We start from the raw sequence: 20,823 nt of genomic DNA on the forward strand, positions 1-20,823 counted from the left end.
TGGAATGACTCGATGGCAGGCGTACACGGCCGTGCTCTTCCCCCAGGCTATCCGGATAGCCCTGCCCCAGTTGGGCACCGTTGAAATGCCAGGCAAAGGTGGGGGTGACAATTTGATAAATTATTCAGTTTTCCGCGACACGAAATGCGGTCAGTTGTTTCAAGTTCCAGTTTTTGCATTCACGGAGTCAATCTGATTGAATCTCCAAGGCGTCGTCGTCCCTAAATGTAAGCGAACTGTATTAGGCCAAGGTAGGAACTTTATGGCAGTGTCCAGGGTCGAACCCACTACTGTGAACTAGGAGCATCTTTGGACCTGTTACTGCATGCTGATGATATTCACGCGTCCTACGATCAAAGGCGCATCCTCAAAGGCGTTGAACTTTCACTCCACCGCGGCGAGATCCTGGGATTAATCGGAACCAACGGTGCCGGCAAAACAACTCTCATGGGTGTACTGTCCGGATCCCATAAGCACGATAGCGGGCAACTCATGCTGGCTGGCGAGAAATATGGACCGGATTCGATGGAGGAAGCCCAAGCTTGCGGCGTGGGCCTCATCCCGCAGAATTTCCGGCTCAACTCTGACCTGACCGTCGCCGAGGCAATTTTTCGGGAAACTTTTCAAGCCGATAAATCCCATGATGAACTCCGGGTTCAAGCAATCAAACTCATCCAGGACGTCGGAATCACCTTGGATCCCGACGTAAAAGTGGGCACTCTGATTCGTGCCGAGCAGACCCTTGTGGAAGTTCTGAGAATGGTTGCCGAAGAAGCCCAACTCGTGATCATGGACGAGGTTGCCGCGTCGCTACCGGATCATGACGTCGCCGTCCTGCATCGAGTCCTGAGGATGCTGGTCGGGCAGGGGCGTGCGATCATCTACATCACCCACCGACTCGATGAAGTCCGGTCCATAGCGCACCGTATCGCCGTCATGCGCGATGGCAAGGTCCACAAAATGCTGGAAGCCAGCCGGACCGACGTCGACGAGCTCGCCTTCCTCTTGCTCCAGCACAAGTTGGCTAACAACTCCAGGCCCACTGATCCGGCACCCGGAGATGAGGCTATGCGGGTGGTGGAGCTCACTGTGGAAGACAGTATCCGAGATATTTCCTTCAGCGTATCCAAGGGTGAGATTTTCGGTTTGGCCGGAACGCATCGCTCAGGCATTTATCAATTGATTGAAGCGCTGGTAGGTATTCACCCGAGTACCTCGGGCCGGATTTTCATACAAGGAAAGCCCGTAGAGATCCGGGGGCTGCAGGATGCACTGCGTTTGAAGATCGGCTACTTGTCAGACACCGCAGACACCCTGGAATCGGCAAGCGGAATCGTTGAAGGCCTTCAGCGCAGCGACGATACTTCCGGGGCGAATTTACAGGATGAGATTACACAGCTTCGTGGCGTGATCGAGCTGGTTCGCCGTATGCGCATCAACACGACAAACATTCATGGCGCCATCACTACTCTTTCCGGTGGCGATCGGCAGAAGGTGCAGCTTGCCAAATGGATGACCAGTGATTGCGATGTGTTGATTCTTAGCCACCCCAGCCGCGGCATAGATGTTGGGGCCAAAGAGACGGTGTACAGGATGCTCCAGGAGCTCAGCCGGACGGGGGTTGCAATCATCCTCTTGTCGTCGGATTTATCGGAACTGGTCAGTTGGTGCCATCGGATTGGTGTGATGCGCAACGGCGAAATGGTGGCCATCGAGGCAAATGCCAATACCAACGAAGACGCCCTGGTGCACCATATGCTGGGCGAGAAGTTCACCTCGGGCAGTGGGGAAGCACGCCGGGTGAAGAGTTGACGGCACTGTGCCCTCTTGACGTGAAACGACTGTGCCCTTCCTGACGTAAAACGACTGTTCCCTTCCTGACGTGAAACCGAAAGGGGCGCCCGCGAATGCGCGGCCGCCCCTTTTACTCTTCCAGTGAAGATCAGATGGTAATTCCCTTGGCGAGGTTACTGAGCTTGTGGCGCGCCAGTGCAAGGTTTGCGTACGTTCGGTCCAGCACCAAGTAGACAAACAGGCCCTTGGAACCGCCCGAGTTCAGGACGTTAATCAGGTGGTACTGCGAGCCGAGAGTGATGAGGATATCTTCGATATCGCTGTCCACGTGGAGGTCCGCCATGGTGCGGAGTTTTGCACTGACAACATTGGAGTTGCCGGCAGCTGCCACGCCCAGGTCAAAGCCAGGGTTTCCACCTTGGGCTAAAGCAATTCCGCTGGAATAGTCCACGACGGCCGCGCCTGTTGCGCCCTCGATAGACAGCAACTGCTTTATGGATTCGTCAAGCGTGCTCATAATTTGTTCTTCCTTTTCTTTCTCATCATCACCGATATGTGTGAAGTAGACCGCCCGGGCTTCCAGGTGCACCGGCACATTACGAAATGACTCATCCTCATTGGCGCGCACTTCAGTAGATAAATACTTTTTCTGACGTTTCCACCATCTTCGTGCGTGCCGCGAACGATTCACTTTCTGCCCCTGCTTTTTCTTGACCCCGGGCTGCCTAACGCATCACGGCTCTGTCTTGGAGTTCCCAACTTTACACATTAAAAAGCCGCAGGAATGCTCCGTCTCAAGAAGCGAAACAGTCAATGACAATCGCATAAATTATTCCCGAGTTGGCGTCACGAATTGTGACCCTAAGCCTCTGAATCGTTTCTGTACAGCGACTTTCGATTAATGAAGGCAACGTTGATAATATGGTCCGCTCCGGCCTCGGTCGTATTTTGGAAGATCACTTGATACGGGATACGCCCAATCAAAAGGGCTATCCCGTCAGGAGCCCTGTCAGGCGTTTTGGACGCGTGTGCGAGCATGTCCCGGAAACCCGGGTGGTTCTCCACGTGCCCACGGATCCCGGATTGATCAAAGGATGCAAGGGTAGACAACCACACAGTTCCATCTGCTTCGATAACTCCGTGAGCCGGGTACACAACATGGCCGGTTTCGGTGGCGAAGCCGGATTCTGTTGGAAAGATCTTGAACCGCGCACACCACAAGGTGAAGTGCTTCCTCAGCACCCCGTCCGGGTCAGCTGAAACAACAGATCTGCAAAGGATTTCATGCTCCAGCAACGCATCTCCTTCGGTATGGGCAAGGCGACGTGCGCCAACTGGCAAGCGTCACATCTGATGAGTGTCCTGAGAGCGCCAATCGTTTCGCTGAAAAGGTTGTGGAATCCGCGTCATGAAGACTGTGCGGGCGCTACTCGGATGGTGGAGGCCCTCGGCCACGTGTCCAGGGCACCATCAATCGAAGGGGAAAAGTGTGACCAATCAACGCGCCTCACGACATTGGCGAGCGGCCGCAGCCACCTTGGTGGGGGCGGTGCTGGCTGTGTCCCTCTCCGTCGCGCCGGCATCCGCAGCGCCGGTGATCAACAGTGACCAAACCGGTTCCATCACCGTTCACAAGTTCGAGAAGCCCAATATCGGCGGCGGTGGCAGCGGGAACAACGGCGGCGGTGGCCACAACAACGGCGGCGGGAACAACTTTTCCCGCGCCGTTCCTGACACCACCAACCTGACGCCCTTGCCTGGTATTGAGTTCACCATCCAGCAGGTCAATACCATTGATCTATCCACCAATGCCGGCTGGGACGCGGCACACAACCTTAGCTATGTGTTTGCGTCGTCTGACCCGTCCGGTTCCATTACTGCCGCTGGATACAGCCTGGGTGCCAGCCAGGCCCAGGTCACCGCTGCCGACGGTACTGCCATCTTCGCCAACCTGCCCACAGGCCTGTATCTGGTGACCGAGACCAGCTATCCTGCCGGTGTCACCCCTTCGGCTCCGTTTCTTGTCTCGGTGCCGATAACCGATCCGGATAACCAGGACAACTGGATCTACGACGTCGACGTGTACCCGAAGAACTCTGTTTCCGGTGCGGAGAAGATCGTCACTGATGCTCCCGACGTCAAGCTCGGCGACCAGATCGATTGGACGATCACCGCTGATATCCCGAACGAGGCCGTGATCGACGGTTACAAGGTTGTGGATCAGCTCGACACCAAACTGACCTACGTCGGTGCCACCGTCATGCTGGAAGACGGTACTGAACTTATTGAAGGTACCGAGTACGTTGTGGGCTTCGATGCCACAACCAACACCGTCTCGGTGGTCTTCACCGACGCCGGCCGCGCCTTCCTGGCCTCCAGCAGCGGAACCCGTGTGCAGATCGTTGTGAGCACCAAGGTCAACACCATAGGCGAGATTGAAAACGTCGCACTTGCCTACCCGAATGCTGCGAGCTTCAACATCACCCCCGGTCAACCCGGAGGGCCGGTAGTAACGCCGCCTGTCGTTACCAAATGGGGCGGCATGACGTTGCAGAAGGTGGACGAGAATGCAGCCGGCCTGGCCGGCGCTTCTTTCTCCGTCTACACCAATGAGGCTGATGCCAAGGCAGGCATCAACCCCGTGGATATTGACGGCCAAAGTGTCTTCACCGTTGCCGACGATGGAACCTTGACCATTTCAGGCCTGCGCTACTCGGATTGGGCCAACGGTGCAGCCGTTGCCCCTGGGGACACCGACTACCGCACCTACTATCTGGTGGAGACCGCAGCACCGGCAGGCTACGAACTGCTTGCCGAACCCTTGTCTTTCCTGATCAACTCCTCGACCACAGCCGTCGGCATTGACCTGAGCGTGAAGAACATGCCTTCCAACGCCGGGTTCGAGCTGCCGCTGACCGGTGGGGTAGGATCGGCCCTGCTTTACGCAGCCGGCGCTCTCCTGGTCATTGGTGCGGGCCTGCTGTTCGTCCGTAACCGCAGGGCAGGTAACAACAGCTAGACACCTGGGGTTCAGACGTTGGCGATGTGCCGCACGGCATCAAGGTACGGCATGTTGACGACGGCGTCTGCCACTGCACGGACGGCCGGTTTGGCGTTAAAGGCAACGCCAATTCCGGCCGCTCCCAGCATGTCGAGGTCGTTGGCGCCGTCGCCCACCGCGATGGTGTGCTGAAGATCGATCCCCTCGGCAGCTGCCCATTTACGCAGGTACTTCTCTTTCGCTGCTCGGTCAATGACGTCGCCCAGCACCCTGCCTGTCAAAGCGCCATCGACGATTTCCAGCTCGTTGGCGATCCAGTAATCCAGGCCGAGTTCTTCAGCAATGGGCCCAAGGATCTGGTTAAAGCCACCGGAAACTACAGCCACCACGTGGCCAGCTTCCTTGAATGCGGCCACCAGTTCTGCTGCGCCAAGGCTGAGTCGCACTTCAGCCCGTACAGAATCGACGACGGCGGCCGGGAGCCCTGCGAGGACCTCAACGCGGGCGTAGAGGCTCTGTGTGAAATCCAGTTCCCCACGCATGGCTGCTTCGGTAACAGCTGCAACTTCGTCGCGCTTGCCTGCATAAGCGGCAAGCAACTCAATGACTTCCTGTTGGATCAGCGTGGAATCCACATCCATGATGAGCAGCTTCCTTGGAGCCTGTCGAAGGGCCTCCGGAACGATCGCAGTATCTACTCCGGCATCCGCGGCCTCAGCCACCCGCCGTCGAACCGCCGCCAGGGCTTCGGGCGTGACTGCTTCAACGGCGAGACCAGCCGTGTGAACACCAAAGCGGTCGTCCCCGGACTGTGATTCCGATGACACTGCGGCACCGGCATCAGCCAGCACTTTGCGCACGTTATCAAGCGATTCGGGGGACAAATTCACGCCATAGCTGACCGCAGCCAAGTTCGAAGTCATGGCCTCAATCCTACTGAGCATGCTACGTTCACCCGAATTCGTTTCTCCGCAGCAGCGGGCACATATGGCCAGTTATCAGTCATCTGTATTTTTGTCCTAGTGTCTACTGCTATGAGTGATGTTCTGGAATTGGCTTCCGTCAGCGTTGTCCGAGGCAAAAAGACCCTGCTGGACAAGGTTGACTGGCAGGTCAACGAAGGCGAACGCTGGGTCATTCTTGGCCCCAACGGTGCCGGCAAAACCACACTTCTCCAGATTGCTGCAGCGCGCCTGCATCCATCCAGCGGGACGGCTGGAATTTTGGACGAAACCCTGGGCCGCGTCGACGTCTTTGAACTGCGGCCGCGCATTGGCCTCTCCTCGGCAGCACTCGCTACCCAGATTCCGGAACACGAGAACGTCCTCAATGTCGTAGTTACCGCAGCTTACGGCGTTACGGGCCGCTGGCGCGAGGGATACGAACGCGATGACGAGCGACGTGCTTTCGGCCTCCTGAACGACTGGGGGATGGGCCCGTTGCTCAACCGTACGTTTGCCACGCTGTCCGAAGGCGAACGGAAACGGGTGCAGATTGCGCGCGCACTCATGACCGACCCCGAACTCTTGTTGCTGGATGAACCGGCCGCTGGCCTGGACCTCGGGGGCCGCGAGGAACTCGTCCACAAACTAGGTGAGCTGGCCAAGGACGAGGCAGCTCCTGCGATGGTCCTGGTCACCCACCACCTTGAAGAAGTTCCCCCGGGCTTTACCCACGCCATGCTGCTACGCGAAGGCGGGGTGGTGGCCGCCGGTGTGATTAAGGACGTCCTCACGGACGAACACCTGAGTAACACCTTCGGTCTTGCCCTGGACGTCACGGAAAACGCCGGCCGCTACACCGCAACCGCCCGCCGCTAGGCGGACCTCTGGTCGACTGTGGAGATTCTTAGCAGCGTTCTGGTCTTTTTTGCGGGCTTGTGGGCCGGCACCATCAATGCGGTGGTCGGCTCCGGCACCCTCGTGACCTTTCCTGTGCTCATCGCGCTGGGTGTGACTCCGGTGGTTGCCTCCATGAGCAACGCCATGGGCCTGGTGGCCGGCACTGCGGCCGGAGCATGGGGATATCGCCGGGAACTTGCGGGCCGCGGCAGGCAATTGTTGAAGCTGCTGCCAGCTTCCCTCCTGGGCGGTATCACCGGCGCATGGTTGCTGCTGCACCTGCCGGACAAGGTGTTCCACTACGTCGCCCCCTTCCTGCTGGTACTGGCGCTGCTGATGGTGATGTTCCAGCCTCGCCTCCAGGCCTCCGTGCGAAACCGTGAAGAGAACCCGGAGCATGCCCTCAGGGACCGGAGCCACGGCATCCTCCTGGTGGTCCTGGTTTACCTCGCCGGCGTTTATGGCGGCTACTTCGTAGCAGCCCAAGGGATTCTGCTCGTAGGAATACTGGGCGTGTTCCTCACCGGGACCATGCAGAACGCCAACGCAATGAAGAACATCCTGGTGCTCGGCGTCAACATGGTGGCTGCTGTGTCCTACCTGATCTTCGCCTTCGATCGAATCAACTGGCTCGTGGTCCTGCTTATTGGCGTGAGTTCAACCATTGGCGGCCTGGTTGGATCCAAGGTTGGCCGCAAGCTTTCGCCGCGCGTCTTGAGGGCTGTCATCTTTACCCTGGGCATCGTCGCCCTCGGCTTCATGATCGCCAATCTGCTGAAATAATCACCCGGTGACGTTCCACTATCTCGAGTCCGCCGATGATCCCCGCGTGACCGACTACACCACGCTGACCGATGTGCATCTCCGCAAGCTCCGCGAACCGGAAGAAGGCATGTACATTGCCGAATCCTCCAGGGTCCTTCGCCGCGCACTGGCAGCGGGTCATCAGCCACGCTCGTTCTTCCTGGCGGAGAAATGGCTGGAAGACCTCGACGACGTTTTCCAGGCCTATCCAGACGTTCCGGTGTTCATCGGCAAAGCCAAGCTCCTGGAAGAAATCACGGGATTCCACCTGCACCGCGGAGCGATGGCAGCCATGCACCGTCCGGCACCCGTGCCGCTCACGCAGCTGCTGGGGGGTGCCCGGCGGGTAGCCGTGCTCGAAGACATCGTGGACCACACGAATGTCAGTGGTCGCAAAATACAAGAGTCTGATCGAGCTCATTTGCCGGGACGATCAAGGATCGCGGTCCTGGAGAACCTTACCGACCATACAAACGTAGGTGCGATTTTCCGCAGCGCCGCAGCCATCGGTGTTGACGCCGTCCTGGTCTCACCCCAGTGCGCCGACCCCCTCTACCGACGCTCTATCAGGGTGTCGATGGGCACGGTGTTCCAGGTGCCGTGGACTCGGATCGAGTCGTGGCCTGGGGACCTTGAGGTCCTCAAGGAAGCAGGCTACTTCGTGGCCGGCATGTCGCTCGGTGAAGGATCCATCACACTCGATGAGCTGGTCGCGCAGGACCATCAGAACTTGGCGCTGGTCTTCGGCACCGAGGGTGAAGGGCTGAGACCAGAGACCGATCGGGTGCTCGACGCGCGCGTGACGATTCCGATGATGAACGGCGTGGATTCGCTGAATGTCGCGGCGTCATCCGCTGTCGCGTTTTACGCGACCAGGTAGTGGCTGAACGTGACGCACCCGCCCGACCGCGGTGTCAGGAGCAATTGAAGAGCTGGAGATCTCCTGGTTTCTGAGGCGAAGCCGCAGGTCAGAGCACCATTTGCTACCCACCGGAAGGCGCGGGAGGGCATCACCTGCTCTTCGTCGCCCCCCGGGTGTATGTCCTTACTATGCAGGTGATGGAAGCCTCGGAAACGAGCAGGATCGCGCTCCAGAGCCCTGGTTCGGATCTCCGTAGAGCTGCCGGATTTCCACATCGAAGCACCTAGGGGCGGACCAACGGAGCAGGATTGCCGCGGAGAGCATCCTCATTTTCGGCGGTCGCCTGGGCGGCTAGGATTCCGGCGGTCGCTGCGCCCTCGAGATGGCCGGCGTATGAGGGTGCAGTTTCGGTTGAAGCCCAATGAATGCGCCCGTAAATCGGCCGGCGGAAGAGCCGGTGACCGTAGCTGCTCGTGTTTGCGCCCAATTGGCGGGACGGCTGGGTGTAGGGTTCTGCGCTCCAATCCGTCACGTGGATTTTAGCGGGGTCGCTGGCGTCCACACCGAACATCCTGACGAGCTGGTCACGGAACGCGTCCGCTATAACGCTGTTCTCACCTTGGACAAGTCCGGAACTAGGGGCGAATCCGAAGATCGCTGCGGGACTGCCGTCCGGGCCGCTATGGTCGTGGAACTCGCGGAATGGGCCTGCATGGCTGATTGCGGATCCGGAGAGGCCGTGGCGACGCCAGAACGGGGTGCGGTAGACCGCGACCGCTTTGACCATGCCGCCCATCCACACCGGGGTGCTCTCGGCGAGAGCCCTCACGTCGTCCGGCAGTGCCGGGGTGAACTGGATAGACGCGGCTGCCAGCGCGGGTGGAACGGCCAGGACGACCCGCCCGGCCTTCAGCCTGCGGGTGCGCGTGACGACTTGTGCGCTGTCCTCATTGACGGTAATCGCCTCGACGGGCTCATTGAGCGCGAGGGATCCTTCCGGGAGAAGGGAGGCCAGTTCAAGCGGGAGCGACTGTGCACCCCGGGCGAAGCGGAGGGAGGGAGAGTCAATGGGATTGCCGTTCAGACGCTGGGCACCTTCCTGGCCGGTGTCGAAGAGTGCGTCTCCGGCCAGGGACTGGGGGAAGCTTCCGAGGCCGAGACGTTGGAGAAGTGAGTGGATCCGTGGTTCGTTGCTCCAGTACCAGCTAGCGCCCAGGTCGATGGTTCCTGTGTCGGTCTCGATGCTGAGTGTCCGTCCGCCGACGCGATCGCGGGCCTCGACGCACAGCACCGTCCGGCCTGCTCCTAGGATCTTGTGCGTAGCGACGAGCCCGGCGAGCCCGGCCCCGATGACGACGACGTCGTACCACTTTCCTGCATCAGTCATGAGGCATCCATCGGGTCAAGGATGATCCGGAAGCGGGCCTCGCCCGCGGCCAGACGTGTGAGTGCCTCGTTTGCCTGGGCCAGTGGCATCTGCTCGACCATGGGTTTTACGCCGTTGAGCTGGGCGAAGCGCATGGCTTCTTCGGTGTCGAGGGCGCTGCCGGTGAGGTGTCCGGTGACGAGCTGCCCGTTCATGACCAGCTGTCCGACGGGGACGGAGATGCTGCCTGTGTCCACACCAATGAGGGTGAGGCGGCCCCGGACGGCGAGCCCCGGCAGCAGCCCTTTCACGGGTGCGGTGGTGGGTGCGGTGCAGAGGATGAGGTTCGCCCCGCCGAAGGATGCGAGGACCGTTGCGGGGTCTTCGGCAGTGCTGTCGATGTAGTGGTGCGCGCCAAGTCGGTGCGCGAGCTCAGCCCGATCCTGGCCTCGGGCGATAGCGACGACTCGGTAGCCCATCTTCGCGGCGAACTGTACGGCCAAATGTCCGAGGCCGCCGATGCCGAAGACAGCAACCGTTCCACCGGCCGGGACGGAGGCTTCGCGGACCGCATTGAACGTCGTGACCCCGGCGCACCCCATGGGTGCGGCATCGCCAAACGTCATGCCGTCGGGGATCGCGGCGACGGCGTCTGCGGGGACGGTGATGCTCTGGGCCCATCCGCCCGGGTAGGACAGTCCGGGGATCTTCCGTTCCGGGCAGTGGACGAGGTCGCCGCGACGGCAATATGCACATTGGCCGCAACTGCCGCCAAACCATCCCACGGCCACACGGTCTCCGAGTGCCCGGCCAGTGACACCTTCGCCGATCTCGGCGATCGTCCCGGCAACTTCATGCCCCGGCGTCACTGGAAAGACTGTGTTCTTGCCACTTGCTCGGGCGGTGCTGAGGTCCGCGTAGCAGATGCCAGAGGCCGCGACGTCGATGCGTACGTGACCAAATGGTGTCGCAGGTGCAATCACATGGACCAGCCGTAACGGCTCGCCGGGCCTCGTGACCTGCATACAAGCGCGAGATGGTGAGGGATGGTGGCTATTCGACACAAGGTGTCCTTTCATCTGATGTCAATAGGCATTTGGCGGCGTTACCCAGCAATCGGCATGGACGGGGTGGGATGCAGAGGCATCCCACCCCGTCTCTCGCAGGATCAGTTCCTTCCAGCCATGACTCCGCCCTCGGCGTCCCAGACCGGGCCGGTCACCCATCCGGTCTGGTCCGACAACAGGAAGGCCGCGATCTCAGCGATTTCCTCCGAGGTTCCGACCCGGCCAAGGGGATGGAAGGAATCAAATGCACCGATGGCGTCCTCGACCTCGTCCTTCGGAATGGAGTCCTCGTAGATCGGAGTCCAAACCACGGCAGGTGCAATCGCGTTTACACGGATCTGGTGTGGGTGCGAGCTCCATGCCCGAGTGCTGGGTCAGCGAGTGCAGTACTGATCGATGTCCAAACGTCAGACGGTCTCGTAGATCCGGACTTCGGGGACGGCCTTCAGCAGAGGCGCAAGCGCCACGACGACGTCCTGGTTGAACAGCTCGCTGGCCAAGTACTTCTGAGCGCAGTCGGTTGAACCGAATCCGTGCAGGACTTGCACGTCGTCCTCGCGTACGAGGAGTTCCTTGCTCTGCGCGCCCCCGATGGTGGCGAGGAACGGCTGTTTGAACTTCTCGTAGACGGCGGCCGCTGCTGCGCGGTCGGCGTCGTCGATCTTCAGGGTGATCTCCAGGTAAGCCATGATTCATGCTCCATTGTTCGTGCAGGATTCCCAGCCGATGCGGCTGCGCCCTCAACGTTACGAATAGCTGCCCCGTCCTCAGTAGAGGACTACCGCGAATACAGCCATAACAATCGTTTATGCCCGTTGTGTCCGAGAGGCAGTTCAGCTCCTGGGCTGGACCAGCCGGCCTGCGAGGTCGGTTAGTTCGCCGGCGATGGGGGAGCTGGGGTCCCAGATCGCCTCGTAGAAGATCTCCAGAACAGTGCCATCGGTGTCGAGGACTTCACGGTGCGTTGCGTCGGGAGCAGCGAGCTTCGACTTCGGGAGCATGGCGGAGCCGAGCCCGAGTTGCGACCATTCCTCGAGGACCCGATAGGTGGCGGCTTCTCCCGGGTAGGCAGTGACCGCGAGTTCGTGCTCCCGGATCAAGCTGCGGGTGAAGGCCGTGAGCCCGCACGTGTCGGGCAACAGGATCAGCTGTTTCCCCGCAAAGTCCTCCAGCCGGGCCGGCCCGGACCCTGCTCGGCGTTCGACCAGGACCAATGGCTCGGAATCGATGACCCGGTGCTCGTAACGCGGCATCGGCTCCACAGAGGGAACGACGATGATGTCAAGTTCTCCGTCCACTAGCGCGGCGCGCAGTTCGCCCATGTTCGCCTCCCGCAACACGAGCTGCATACGCACGTCCTGCTCCGGCTGGTCGCAGACCGCCCGGTAGGCGCTGGCCACGAGCTTCGGGTCGATCAGCGGAGAAACGCCCACGCGGATCGTCTCCGGTGACGGCGCGTTCCACCTCGCGGCCTCGGCATGGACGTCGTCGAGCGACCTGAGGGCCTTCTCGATTCTAGGAAGCAACGCGTCGCCGAACGCAGTGAGTGCCACGCCACGGGGAGACCTCTCGAACAGCTTCTCGCCCAGCGATGCCTCCAACTTCGCGATCCCGTTAGACAATGCCGGCTGGGTGACTCCGTAGGACCTCGCTGCGGCGCTGAAGGAGCCCGTTTCCGCTACTGCCCGCGCGTATCGCAGGCCTTCCGTGCTCAATCGTTCAGCCATAGCCAAATGTTATCGTTCCAGGCGCGGTGGCGATCCGCTGTCCTTGGATCCGCCCGCCACCCATGATGGTTTCGAATCATGGGTGCGCCTACTCTACGGGACCGCTTTGTGCCTTACCGCGCGAGGCAGCGATCTGTGCCCAGACAGAGCCCATATCGAGGGCGCGCACCTGCTCGATCAATGAGTCCAGTGCAGCAGCTGGGAGTGCGCCTGCTTGGGAGTAGAGGCATACGCCGCCGCGGAAGATCATGAGCGTGGGGATCGAGGTGATCTGTGCCATGGCCGAGAGCTCCTGCTCAGCCTCGGTGTCGACCTTGGCGAAGACGATATCGGGGTTGCGTTTGGAGGCTTGTTCGAACACCGGCGCGAACGCCCGGCACGGACCACACCACGCGGCCCAAAAGTCGATCAGCACGATCCCGTCGGCGGAGATTGTTCGCTCGAAGTCTTGGAAGGTGAGGTCGTGAGTGGTCATGAGAGGTTGCCTTTCGGAGTGATGGCCGTGAGCACGGTCAAGGGAACGAGTGCGATGAGGGCGATGACCGCCAAGGCCGAGAAACTGGTGAACATGAGGATCGGGCCGGCTGCGAAGGCGGCCGCAGCTCCGAAAAGGTTGGAGAGCGCATCGAGGCCTCCTTGGGAGGCGGCCCTGGTCTCGCCGGATTCCGCCACGCTGAACAGGGCAGAGCCTCCGACGCTGACGAATGACCAGCCGAGACCGAGCAGGATCAGGGACGCCATCATCCATCCCATGTCGTTCGGCTGGAGGATGCCGATGGCGAGGGATCCAGCAAACAGGGCGAGGCCGATCGCGATGGTCACGTGGTGGCCGATCCGGTCCGCCGCGATGCCAACAACAGGGGAGAACCCATACATCCCGACGATGTGCAGGCTGATCGTGAGGCCGATGAAGGTGACCGATCCACCTTCGTGCGCTACGTGCACCGGTGTCATCGTCATGATCGCCACCATCACGAGCTGCGACGTGAGAATCGCAACGACGGCCAACCGAGCCGCCGGGTTCCGTCCGAGCTCGGCCAGCATGGCGCGCGACCGTCCAGGACCTGCCGTTGGGGCCGACACGCGGCTGCCCTGGGGGCCGGGCTCGTCCAGTGAACGGGACTGGGCAAGGAGCAGGGGGTCGGGCCGGAGCAGGCCGAAGACGAGAGCCCCGGCCAGGGCGAGGCATCCGGCTGCGATCAGGAACGCGGCCGCAAACACTGTCAGGCCAGTTGCGCGGCCGATCGCTTCACCAGGCACACCAAGGTTGGGGCCGAGCACACTGCCGATGGTGCCCACCCAAACGATGAGCGCCAGCGATCGGGCCCGGTGGCGGGGACTGGCAATATCTGTTGCGGCGAACCTGGCCTGCAGGCTGACCGCGGAGCCCGCGCCGATGAGCAACAGGCCAACGAACAGGGGAACGACGAGGCTCCACTGGGCTGCGGCGACCAGCAGGCCAGCGCCGGCCGCTGCCACCCACCACCCACTCGCCAGCGCAACTCTCCGGCCCCGCCGTGCCGCAAAGTTGCCCAGCGGAAGGCCCAGCAATGCCGCACCGAGTGTGCTCGAAGTCCGCGCCAGTCCCGCCCATGCTTCGTTGTCCGTGACTTGGCCTGCCAGGAGCACGCCGATAGAGGGCGCGATGCCGACGCCGACGGTGCCGACGACCTGCATGACGGAAAGCACGATCATCGTTCGCCGCTGGACGGTCTCCAGGTCCTGTATGGAGGCTCTCTGGCTCATAAGTGGGGAAGTGGTTTGGGTCTTGGTCATCTTTTTCTGCGGTTCCGTAATTCTGTCGTCGTTCTGCGTGCGTGGCATGGGGATCAGCCCGCGCGCTGCCTCCACTAGCATACATCTAGAGTCCAACTAGGATCCTAGATGACCGTAAATAAAGCTACGTGGTCAGGAGTCCTGCAGTTAGTCGCGTGTGTCTGGTGTGGCTGCGAGGAGGCCGCCGAGGGCAAGCGTGGGCCCTGCCGTCTCCGCCGTTTCGGCGATGTGGCCTCTGAGTGTGGTGGCGAATGCTTCAACGTCGCCGCTTCGCAGCTGAGCCGTGAGGGTGCGGTGCTCCTTGATTATCTCTTCGCACCGCATGAGCAGCCTGTCGCCGACGGAGAACAACAGATAGCGGTGCCGGTCTGCGAGACGGTCATAGAGTTCCAGGAACACCTCGCTCCCACCGGCTTCCACGAATCCGCGGTGAAACGCCAGGGTGAGGTCGATGAAGCGGCGTACGTCGCGGGACTGGAATGCGGTCAGCTGCTCGGCGATGGATGCGTCCAGCTGATCGGCGAACTCCTCGCGCCGCTGCGGGTCAACCCGCCCGACTGCCGTGGCCTCTAGGACTAGGCGCGCGTCGGCGTGCTCGGCGGTTTGCCTGCCCGAGAGCCCCTGTACGAGTGCCCCGCGCTTTGGGTAGATCGCGACCCACCCCTCGTCCTTGAGGCGGGCGAGGGCAATCCGCACCGGCGTGCGGCTCACCCCTAGGGTCATGGCGACGGATGCCTCTCCCAGCATGTCGCCGGGTTGGTGGACCCCCTCGAGAATTCTGTCGCGGATCGCCTGGTAGGCGCGTTCCGCCGCGCTAGTCGCCTCCATGTCGCTCCTTCATCGGTGTCGTGCAACAAGAATACATGTGGTATTTGGTCAAATCCTCCGCTTGCCAGGCGGCGGGGAACGAAGGCCCCGTGAAGACGGGCCTCACCCGAGGAATGCCTCCTGGCAGTGGGTGCCGGGAGGCATTCCAGCTAGCGTCGGCCTGCTGACTTCGACGAGTTCAGCGCCCTGTAATGACGTCAGAGCACGCGCCGGAGCCAGCCCCGCGAATCGGGCCGGTGGCCGTACTGGAGTCCGAGGAGATGTTCACGAATGGCCAGAGTGTTCGGGCCCGGTGCACCGGACCCTACGGTGACGTCCAGGTCTTCGCCCTGGATCGATACGATCGGGGTGATGGCTGCCGCGGTGCCGCTGGCGAAGATCTCAGTGATGCTGCCTTCTGGGCAGCGCGTCAGCACTTCACGCAGTCCGATGCGGCGTTCCACCGGAGTCAGTCCGTGTTCTTCGGCAAGAGCGAGGATGCTGTCCCTGGTTACGCCCTCCAGAATGGTCCCGAGGCCGGGGGTAATGAGTTCACGGCCGGCTGTGATCAGGAACAGGTTCATCGTTCCGGACTCTTCGAGCCACTCGTGCTCGACGGCGTCGAGGTAGAGGACCTGGTCGCATCCGTGGGCGCGGGCTTCGGCTTGGGCGGCCAGTCCGGTGGCGTAGTTGCCGCCGCATTTCGCGGCTCCAGTTCCGCCTTCGGCTGCGCGTGTCTGGGTTCGGCTGGCCCACAAGGAGATACCCGTGGGTCCGTCAGGGAAGTAGGGGCCGGCGGGGGAGGCGATGACGCAGAACTTCGCTTTGGCGGCGGCGCGGACCCCGAGGAAAGGTTCTGACGCAAACATGAACGGCCGGATATAGAGGCTGTGCTCCTTCCCGTGCTGGGGGACCCAGGCATGGTCGGCGCGGACGAGTTCCGTGACCGCGTCCAGGAACAGTCCTTCATCGAGGACGGGCAACGAAAGCCGCGCGGCAGAGCGTGCGAAACGTGCGGCGTTGGCTTCGGGTCGGAATAGCCAGACCGAGCCGTCAGCGTGGCGGTAAGCCTTCAGCCCTTCAAAAATTTCTTGGGCATAGTGCAGAACTGACGTCGCGGGATGAAGGCTGAAAGCCTCAAGAGGGCCGACTTTCTGGTCGTGCCAACCGTCCTGAACGGACCAGGAAGCAGTGGCCATGTAATCGGTGAAGTGGTTCCCGAATCCGGGATCCTCGAGGACTGCAGCCCTGTTATGGTGCGGCAACGGATTCGGTGCAGAGATCAGGGGGAAGGCGGTCATTCGGGCGTTCTCTCTACTGGGATTTATCGATGGTAAACGGGCTGAAGCCCGTGCCCCGGATATTTCCGGGACACGGGCTATAGCGTGAGGTTTCTCAGGACAGGGATGCCGCTGGGACGCTTGGGCTGGAAGCGGCGTCTTCACCTTGGAAGAACTTCAGGGCCTGCCAGCCATGGGTGAGCCCACCGCCTGCCCTGAGCGCTGTGGCTGTCATGATCGTCTCGGCAAGTTCCTGTTCAGTGGCCCCGGCCTCGCGGGCCCCTTTTGAATGTGCCTCAATGCAGTAGGGACACTGAGTGGTCAACGCGACGGCAACGGCGATGAGTTCGGTGTACTTGAGCGGGATTACGTTGTCCGGGTTTTCGAAGACCGCCTTGTCTAGCGCCTGGAAAGCGTCGACGGCGGCCGGAGCGCCCTTGCGAAGGTTCCGGAAGAATTGGCGGTCATTGTGGTCGTGATACGTCATTGCGACTTCTTTCTCTCGGTGGTTTCTGTTGGAGGGGTAAAAATTGACGGGCACGGTCGGGTTCAGCTCCCCATGTGGTCCGGGACGGGTACGGAATCCTCAGCGCGGGTTTCAACTTGCGCAGGCGACTGCCGCTTGCGGTAGACCCTGTAGGCGAGGGCTACTACCACGACCCAGACCGCGGAGACCATCAGGGAGACTTGCATATCCGGCAGGATGGCGATGCAGACCAGGATCACGGCTACGAATACGAGCGCGATGTAGTCGGCATAGGGGTAGAAGGGCGACTTGTACTTGATGGCGTCGGCCTGTCCGTTCTGGATGCGCAGCTTCCGGAATCGAAGGTGGCTGAGCGCGATCGAGCCCCAGGCGCAGATGAGTCCGAAGGTGGTCACGGAGGAGAAGATTTCAAAGACCTGATCCGGCATAGCCAGGTTCAAACCCACACCCGCGAGCATGATGACGAAGACGGCGATGACGGCACGGGAGGGGACTTGCTTGTTGTTGACCTTGCCCAGGAACGCCGGGGCCTTGCCCTGGAGGGAGAGGTTGTAGAAGGTTCTGCTGTTGGTGAAGATGCTGGAGTTGACGGCGGACAGCACTGCGGTCATCACGACGAGATTCATAATCGTCGCAGCGGCAGGGATGCCGATCCTGGTGAAGACTTCGACGAAAGGGCTGCCCTTTCCAGTCAGGGACGTCCACGGGAAGATCGTGACCAGAATGGTGATGGCTCCGACGTAGAAGATCATCAGACGCCAGAAGGTGGCGTTCACGGCCTTGGGCATGGTCTTTTCAACGTCCTTGGCTTCGCCGGCGGCCAGACCGAGGTTTTCGATGCCACCGAATGCGAACGCGACCATCACGATGGACAGGATCGAGCCGCTGATGCCGTTAGGGAAGAAGCCTCCATGCTCCGTGAGGTTGCCCAGGCCGAGTGGCTGGCCTCCGTTGCCGAGCCCAAAGAAGATCATGGCGACACCGAAGATAATTAGCGTGACGATGGCGACCACCTTGATGATGGCGAACCAGAATTCGGCCTCACCATAGAACTTCACGCCGACGACGTTGATGACGAACATAACCAGCACCGCGACGGCCGCGGTGACCCAGATCGGCATATCAGGGACCCAGTACTGGACGTATTTGCCCAGCGCGTTCAGTTCGGCCGCGCTCGTGGCGAGGAGGAAGATGAAGGCGTTCCATCCGTTGAGGAATCCCATGAAGGGGTGGATGTAACGGCTTGAATAGGAGATGTAGCCGCCTGAAACGGGTTCCTCCACGGACATTTCACCCTGTGCGCGCATCACGAAGTAGATGGCAGCTGCAGCGACAATGTAGGTGAGGATAATGGCTGGTCCGGCGGTCTGAATGGCCCAGCCGGAACCGTAGAACAATCCGGTTCCGATAGCTCCGCCGATGGCGATCATTTGCAGGTGCCTGCTCTTTAGATCCCGTTTCAGGTTCTCTTTTTCATATGCCTGAACGCGTTGGGGTGATTTCATAGCGCACTTCTTCCTTGAAGGGGCTTGGGGGATCAGATGATGTCTGGCATTCGTTCGGGTCGTCAGTGGTGTGGGGTCGCCAGTGTGTAATTAATGAAGGGGCGTGGGCGGGAAGGTCCCGCAGGTGAATCAGCGAACTTCGATGACTGCTTCGATTTCGACTGGGACATCCATCGGCAACGAGGGAACGCCGACGGCGGACCGGGCGTGGTTCCCTGCCTCGCCAAGAGCCTCGACCAGGAAATCAGAAACCCCGTTGGCGACTTGGTGCTGGTCGGAGAAGGCCGGGGTGCTGGCGACAAAGACCGTGATCTTGACCAGACGCTTGATCTTCGCCAAGTCGCCCAAGGCGTCCTTGGCCTGGGCGAGGATGTTGGCAGCGCACCAGCGGGCGGCTTCCTGACCCGCGGAGATATCGAGGTCCTCTCCGAGCTTGCCTGTTGAGGTGAAGGCACCGTCGCGCATCGGCAGCTGGCCAGACGTGAACAGCAGGTTCCCGGTCCGGACGTAGGGCTGGTAGTTGGCTACCGACCGCGCAGGGGCGGGGAGGACGACGCCGAGTTCGGACAGGCGGTCTTCAGCGGTGATGGTCATTGATTCTCTTCTTTCAGTTGCTGGTGACGGCTGCGGTGAGCCGGTTAATGGCTTCGTCGACGGTGCTGCGCGGGCAACCGAGGTTGACCCGCATGTAGCCCTGTCCTTCGACTCCGAATTTCTGCCCCTTGTCCAGCCAGAGGCGGGCCTTGGTGAGCATGAACTTGTCCAGTTCCTCCGCGTTCAGGCCAAGGCCCCGACAGTCCATCCAGGCCAGGTAGAGGGAGTCGGCCGGCAGAACAGTGAGTTGCGGCAGCGTGCTGTTGATGGACGCGGCGAAGTGTTCGTGATTGCCGCGCACGTAGCTGACCATGTCATCCACCCAGCCCTCACCGTGGGCGTAGGCCGCCTCGGCGGCAACCATGCCAAGGACGTTGACCAGGGGGAAGACGTTGCGGTCATACTGGCGGGCGAGTTCTTCCCGCATCCGCTTGTTGGGGACAAAGACGTTGGCGCTCTGCAATCCTGGAAGATTGAACGTCTTGCTCGGCGCGGTGCAGGTGATGCTGTTCTGCGCGAACTCCTCGCTGAGGGACGCGAAGGGGATGTGCCGCTTTGCTGGGTTCATGATGAGGTCCTGGTGGATTTCATCAGCGATGACGATCACGCCATGCCGCGCACAGATTTCGCCCATCGTGCGCAGCTCGTCTTCGGTCCACACGTTGCCGGTCGGATTGTGGGGGTTGCTGAGGATGAAGATCTTGGTGTCGGGACGAATCGCGGCCTCAAATACTGCCGCATCCAACTCATACCTGTCTCCGGCCCGGGTCAGCGGTGCGTAGGCAAGATGCCGGCCGTTCATGAGCATGTCGTTGTGAAAGTGCGCGTAGACCGGAGGCTGGATGAGCACGGAGTCGCCCGGCGCGGAGAAGGCCTGCACCGCCGTCTTGAGGGTCGTGATGATGCCCGAAGTCTGAAGGATCCACTTCTTGTCGACCTCCCAACCGAAGCGCTTGACCTGCCAGCCCGCGACGGCGTCGAGGTAACTGTCGGTGGCCCCGCCCGGGTAGCCGAACACTCCGTGCTCGACAGCCTCATGCAAGGCATCCAGCACGACCCGTGGGGCCTTGAAGTCAGTGTCTGCAACCCACATGGGCAGCGGATCTGCCGCGGCCTCGTCAGCAGAAAGAAGGGCTTCCTTATACGCCCATTTCATCGAGTTGGAGGTGCGCCGCTCAACTACTTCATCGAAAATCGAAGTCGGTGCGGCGTCCAGGGAGGGGATCAATACGGTGTCAGGCATGGTACTCACGAAGTGTTCCTTAGTGGTGTTTTTGCGATGTGGTTCACACTAAGCCGAAAGTCCTGCAACGTGTTTGCAAGTTCTCCGGCCAAAACCCTTCAAGATGCTAGATTTTGAGGCATGGACCGGATAGATCGGGAGATTCTTGCGTTACTTCAAATTGAGGGGCGAATATCGTTCACCGAGTTGGCGGGGCGTGTGCAGTTAAGCCTGTCGAGCTGCCAGCGCCGCGTGCGGGATCTCGAGGCCCGGGGAACCATTCGGAGCTATCGTGCAATCGTGGACGCAGCATCGGCCGGTTTCGGCTTCGAAGTGGTCGCTTTTGCAACGCTTACCCGTCCCGACGTCCTGGATGAGTTTGATGCCGCGATCACCGACGTCCCAGAAATCGTTGAGGCCCAACGACTGTTTGGTGAGCCGGATTACATGATCCGCATCGTCGCGGCGGACCGTGAGGCTTACCAAAAGCTCTATGACAAGGTGCTAAGCCGTCTGCCCGGCGTCCAAAGTCTCAACTCCACCATCGTGATGAAGGAAGTAATCGCCTCCAGGGCGCTGCCGGTTGTCCGCCGTTCCATTGACTAGCGGAGTAAGCCGGCCCCGCTCACCCGGTTCCGCCCGGGCCGCCTTCAAGTTGTCAGCAACCATGAGACTGGTTGTCACTGATTC

At 60.9% G+C, this 20,823-nt stretch carries 22 protein-coding genes; 6 read left to right on the plus strand and 16 right to left on the minus strand.

All coding sequences use genetic code 11. The annotated features are described in order from the left end of the window. Nucleotides 1-309: 309 nt before the first annotated feature. Entirely contained in the window at nucleotides 310-1,812 is a 1,503-nt protein-coding gene (locus ACFX4T_RS16135; protein WP_223946039.1) for a sugar ABC transporter ATP-binding protein, read from the plus strand. Between the two features lie 130 nt (nucleotides 1,813-1,942). Here the strand turns inward: ACFX4T_RS16135 and ACFX4T_RS16140 are convergent, their stop codons facing one another. Both ACFX4T_RS16140 and ACFX4T_RS16145 read right to left on the minus strand, forming a co-directional pair. Then, nucleotides 1,943-2,311, minus strand: a complete 369-nt coding sequence (locus ACFX4T_RS16140; protein WP_377652643.1) for a hypothetical protein — start codon at nucleotides 2,309-2,311, stop codon at nucleotides 1,943-1,945. A 344-nt stretch (nucleotides 2,312-2,655) separates the two neighbouring features. Next, a complete protein-coding gene (locus tag ACFX4T_RS16145; RefSeq protein ID WP_216925753.1) occupies nucleotides 2,656-3,090 on the minus strand; it encodes a hypothetical protein in 435 nt (144 codons plus the stop codon). Nucleotides 3,091-3,283: 193 nt separating this feature from the next. On the opposite strand from ACFX4T_RS16145, the gene ACFX4T_RS16150 reads away from it, so the two are divergent. Then, nucleotides 3,284-4,813, plus strand: a complete 1,530-nt coding sequence (locus ACFX4T_RS16150) for a SpaH/EbpB family LPXTG-anchored major pilin (protein WP_223946038.1) — start codon at nucleotides 3,284-3,286, stop codon at nucleotides 4,811-4,813. Nucleotides 4,814-4,824: 11 nt separating this feature from the next. Here the strand turns inward: ACFX4T_RS16150 and serB are convergent, their stop codons facing one another. Further along, nucleotides 4,825-5,718: a phosphoserine phosphatase SerB gene (serB, locus tag ACFX4T_RS16155; protein WP_223946037.1), complete on the minus strand. Its 894-nt coding sequence runs from the start codon at nucleotides 5,716-5,718 to the stop codon at nucleotides 4,825-4,827. Between the two features lie 111 nt (nucleotides 5,719-5,829). Between serB and ACFX4T_RS16160 the strand changes: the two genes are divergently transcribed. From ACFX4T_RS16160 to ACFX4T_RS16170, 3 genes are read left to right on the plus strand one after another with little or no spacing between them, the layout of a single operon-like run. Further along, nucleotides 5,830-6,615, plus strand: coding sequence for an ABC transporter ATP-binding protein (locus tag ACFX4T_RS16160; RefSeq protein ID WP_216925750.1), 786 nt, complete (start codon nucleotides 5,830-5,832; stop codon nucleotides 6,613-6,615). Between the two features lie 18 nt (nucleotides 6,616-6,633). Then, entirely contained in the window at nucleotides 6,634-7,419 is a 786-nt protein-coding gene (locus ACFX4T_RS16165) for a sulfite exporter TauE/SafE family protein (RefSeq protein WP_216925749.1), read from the plus strand. 7 nt (nucleotides 7,420-7,426) lie between these two features. After that, the gene (locus ACFX4T_RS16170) at nucleotides 7,427-8,320 is read left to right on the plus strand and encodes an RNA methyltransferase (protein ID WP_223946036.1); all 894 of its coding nucleotides are present in this window, start codon (nucleotides 7,427-7,429) and stop codon (nucleotides 8,318-8,320) included. Between the two features lie 265 nt (nucleotides 8,321-8,585). On the opposite strand, the gene ACFX4T_RS16175 is transcribed toward ACFX4T_RS16170, so the two are convergent. The 13 genes from ACFX4T_RS16175 to ACFX4T_RS16235 all read right to left on the minus strand — a co-directional run bounded on the left by ACFX4T_RS16175 (nucleotide 8,586) and on the right by ACFX4T_RS16235 (nucleotide 20,154). Beyond that, nucleotides 8,586-9,689 carry an NAD(P)/FAD-dependent oxidoreductase gene (locus ACFX4T_RS16175; protein WP_223946034.1) on the minus strand — a complete coding sequence of 368 codons (1,104 nt, stop codon included), beginning with the start codon at nucleotides 9,687-9,689 and terminating at the stop codon, nucleotides 8,586-8,588. Then, a complete protein-coding gene (locus tag ACFX4T_RS16180; RefSeq protein WP_377652644.1) occupies nucleotides 9,686-10,693 on the minus strand; it encodes an alcohol dehydrogenase catalytic domain-containing protein in 1,008 nt (335 codons plus the stop codon). The genes ACFX4T_RS16175 and ACFX4T_RS16180 overlap by 4 nt, the downstream gene beginning before the upstream one ends. A gap of 143 nt (nucleotides 10,694-10,836) precedes the next feature. Continuing rightward, nucleotides 10,837-11,046: an SDR family oxidoreductase gene (locus ACFX4T_RS16185; protein WP_346346987.1), complete on the minus strand. Its 210-nt coding sequence runs from the start codon at nucleotides 11,044-11,046 to the stop codon at nucleotides 10,837-10,839. A 96-nt stretch (nucleotides 11,047-11,142) separates the two neighbouring features. Beyond that, a complete protein-coding gene (locus ACFX4T_RS16190) occupies nucleotides 11,143-11,424 on the minus strand; it encodes a hypothetical protein (RefSeq protein WP_223946032.1) in 282 nt (93 codons plus the stop codon). Nucleotides 11,425-11,568: 144 nt separating this feature from the next. Beyond that, the gene (locus ACFX4T_RS16195) at nucleotides 11,569-12,462 is read right to left on the minus strand and encodes a LysR family transcriptional regulator (RefSeq protein WP_223946031.1); all 894 of its coding nucleotides are present in this window, start codon (nucleotides 12,460-12,462) and stop codon (nucleotides 11,569-11,571) included. Between the two features lie 88 nt (nucleotides 12,463-12,550). Then, a complete protein-coding gene (trxA, locus tag ACFX4T_RS16200; protein ID WP_223946029.1) occupies nucleotides 12,551-12,937 on the minus strand; it encodes a thioredoxin in 387 nt (128 codons plus the stop codon). Continuing rightward, nucleotides 12,934-14,286 carry an MFS transporter gene (locus tag ACFX4T_RS16205; RefSeq protein WP_223946028.1) on the minus strand — a complete coding sequence of 451 codons (1,353 nt, stop codon included), beginning with the start codon at nucleotides 14,284-14,286 and terminating at the stop codon, nucleotides 12,934-12,936. The genes trxA and ACFX4T_RS16205 overlap by 4 nt, the downstream gene beginning before the upstream one ends. A gap of 99 nt (nucleotides 14,287-14,385) precedes the next feature. Next, nucleotides 14,386-15,066: a GntR family transcriptional regulator gene (locus tag ACFX4T_RS16210; RefSeq protein WP_223946027.1), complete on the minus strand. Its 681-nt coding sequence runs from the start codon at nucleotides 15,064-15,066 to the stop codon at nucleotides 14,386-14,388. A 197-nt stretch (nucleotides 15,067-15,263) separates the two neighbouring features. After that, nucleotides 15,264-16,346 carry a branched-chain amino acid aminotransferase gene (locus ACFX4T_RS16215; protein ID WP_223946025.1) on the minus strand — a complete coding sequence of 361 codons (1,083 nt, stop codon included), beginning with the start codon at nucleotides 16,344-16,346 and terminating at the stop codon, nucleotides 15,264-15,266. Nucleotides 16,347-16,440: 94 nt separating this feature from the next. Next, a complete protein-coding gene (locus ACFX4T_RS16220) occupies nucleotides 16,441-16,812 on the minus strand; it encodes a carboxymuconolactone decarboxylase family protein (RefSeq protein WP_223946024.1) in 372 nt (123 codons plus the stop codon). A gap of 62 nt (nucleotides 16,813-16,874) precedes the next feature. After that, complete coding sequence (locus ACFX4T_RS16225; protein ID WP_223946023.1) at nucleotides 16,875-18,317, minus strand: amino acid permease; 1,443 nt, start codon at nucleotides 18,315-18,317, stop codon at nucleotides 16,875-16,877. 129 nt (nucleotides 18,318-18,446) lie between these two features. Then, nucleotides 18,447-18,911 carry a RidA family protein gene (locus tag ACFX4T_RS16230; protein ID WP_377652645.1) on the minus strand — a complete coding sequence of 155 codons (465 nt, stop codon included), beginning with the start codon at nucleotides 18,909-18,911 and terminating at the stop codon, nucleotides 18,447-18,449. Between the two features lie 13 nt (nucleotides 18,912-18,924). Then, entirely contained in the window at nucleotides 18,925-20,154 is a 1,230-nt protein-coding gene (locus tag ACFX4T_RS16235; protein ID WP_223949288.1) for a MalY/PatB family protein, read from the minus strand. 120 nt (nucleotides 20,155-20,274) lie between these two features. On the opposite strand from ACFX4T_RS16235, the gene ACFX4T_RS16240 reads away from it, so the two are divergent. Next, complete coding sequence (locus tag ACFX4T_RS16240) at nucleotides 20,275-20,739, plus strand: Lrp/AsnC family transcriptional regulator (protein WP_223946020.1); 465 nt, start codon at nucleotides 20,275-20,277, stop codon at nucleotides 20,737-20,739. The last annotated feature ends 84 nt before the right edge of the window (nucleotides 20,740-20,823 follow it).

It is taken from the genome of Paenarthrobacter sp. YIM B13468 (assembly GCF_042788025.1).
Classification (GTDB): domain Bacteria; phylum Actinomycetota; class Actinomycetes; order Actinomycetales; family Micrococcaceae; genus Arthrobacter; species Arthrobacter aromaticivorans.

What these genes read in the sequence shown, in the direction of transcription:
- ACFX4T_RS16195 (WP_223946031.1), bottom strand. Translation starts at nt 12,462, where the DNA reads ATGGCTGAACGATTGAGCACGGAAGGCCTGCGATACGCGCGGGCAGTA.
- serB (WP_223946037.1), bottom strand. Translation starts at nt 5,718, where the DNA reads ATGACTTCGAACTTGGCTGCGGTCAGCTATGGCGTGAATTTGTCCCCC.
- ACFX4T_RS16240 (WP_223946020.1), top strand. Translation starts at nt 20,275, where the DNA reads ATGGACCGGATAGATCGGGAGATTCTTGCGTTACTTCAAATTGAGGGG.
- ACFX4T_RS16210 (WP_223946027.1), bottom strand. Translation starts at nt 15,066, where the DNA reads ATGGAGGCGACTAGCGCGGCGGAACGCGCCTACCAGGCGATCCGCGAC.
- ACFX4T_RS16230 (WP_377652645.1), bottom strand. Translation starts at nt 18,911, where the DNA reads ATGACCATCACCGCTGAAGACCGCCTGTCCGAACTCGGCGTCGTCCTC.
- ACFX4T_RS16175 (WP_223946034.1), bottom strand. Translation starts at nt 9,689, where the DNA reads ATGACTGATGCAGGAAAGTGGTACGACGTCGTCGTCATCGGGGCCGGG.
- trxA (WP_223946029.1), bottom strand. Translation starts at nt 12,937, where the DNA reads ATGACCACTCACGACCTCACCTTCCAAGACTTCGAGCGAACAATCTCC.
- ACFX4T_RS16220 (WP_223946024.1), bottom strand. Translation starts at nt 16,812, where the DNA reads ATGACGTATCACGACCACAATGACCGCCAATTCTTCCGGAACCTTCGC.
- ACFX4T_RS16235 (WP_223949288.1), bottom strand. Translation starts at nt 20,154, where the DNA reads ATGCCTGACACCGTATTGATCCCCTCCCTGGACGCCGCACCGACTTCG.
- ACFX4T_RS16180 (WP_377652644.1), bottom strand. Translation starts at nt 10,693, where the DNA reads ATGCAGGTCACGAGGCCCGGCGAGCCGTTACGGCTGGTCCATGTGATT.
- ACFX4T_RS16140 (WP_377652643.1), bottom strand. Translation starts at nt 2,311, where the DNA reads ATGAGCACGCTTGACGAATCCATAAAGCAGTTGCTGTCTATCGAGGGC.
- ACFX4T_RS16205 (WP_223946028.1), bottom strand. Translation starts at nt 14,286, where the DNA reads ATGCCACGCACGCAGAACGACGACAGAATTACGGAACCGCAGAAAAAG.
- ACFX4T_RS16215 (WP_223946025.1), bottom strand. Translation starts at nt 16,346, where the DNA reads ATGACCGCCTTCCCCCTGATCTCTGCACCGAATCCGTTGCCGCACCAT.
- ACFX4T_RS16190 (WP_223946032.1), bottom strand. Translation starts at nt 11,424, where the DNA reads ATGGCTTACCTGGAGATCACCCTGAAGATCGACGACGCCGACCGCGCA.
- ACFX4T_RS16160 (WP_216925750.1), top strand. Translation starts at nt 5,830, where the DNA reads ATGAGTGATGTTCTGGAATTGGCTTCCGTCAGCGTTGTCCGAGGCAAA.
- ACFX4T_RS16225 (WP_223946023.1), bottom strand. Translation starts at nt 18,317, where the DNA reads ATGAAATCACCCCAACGCGTTCAGGCATATGAAAAAGAGAACCTGAAA.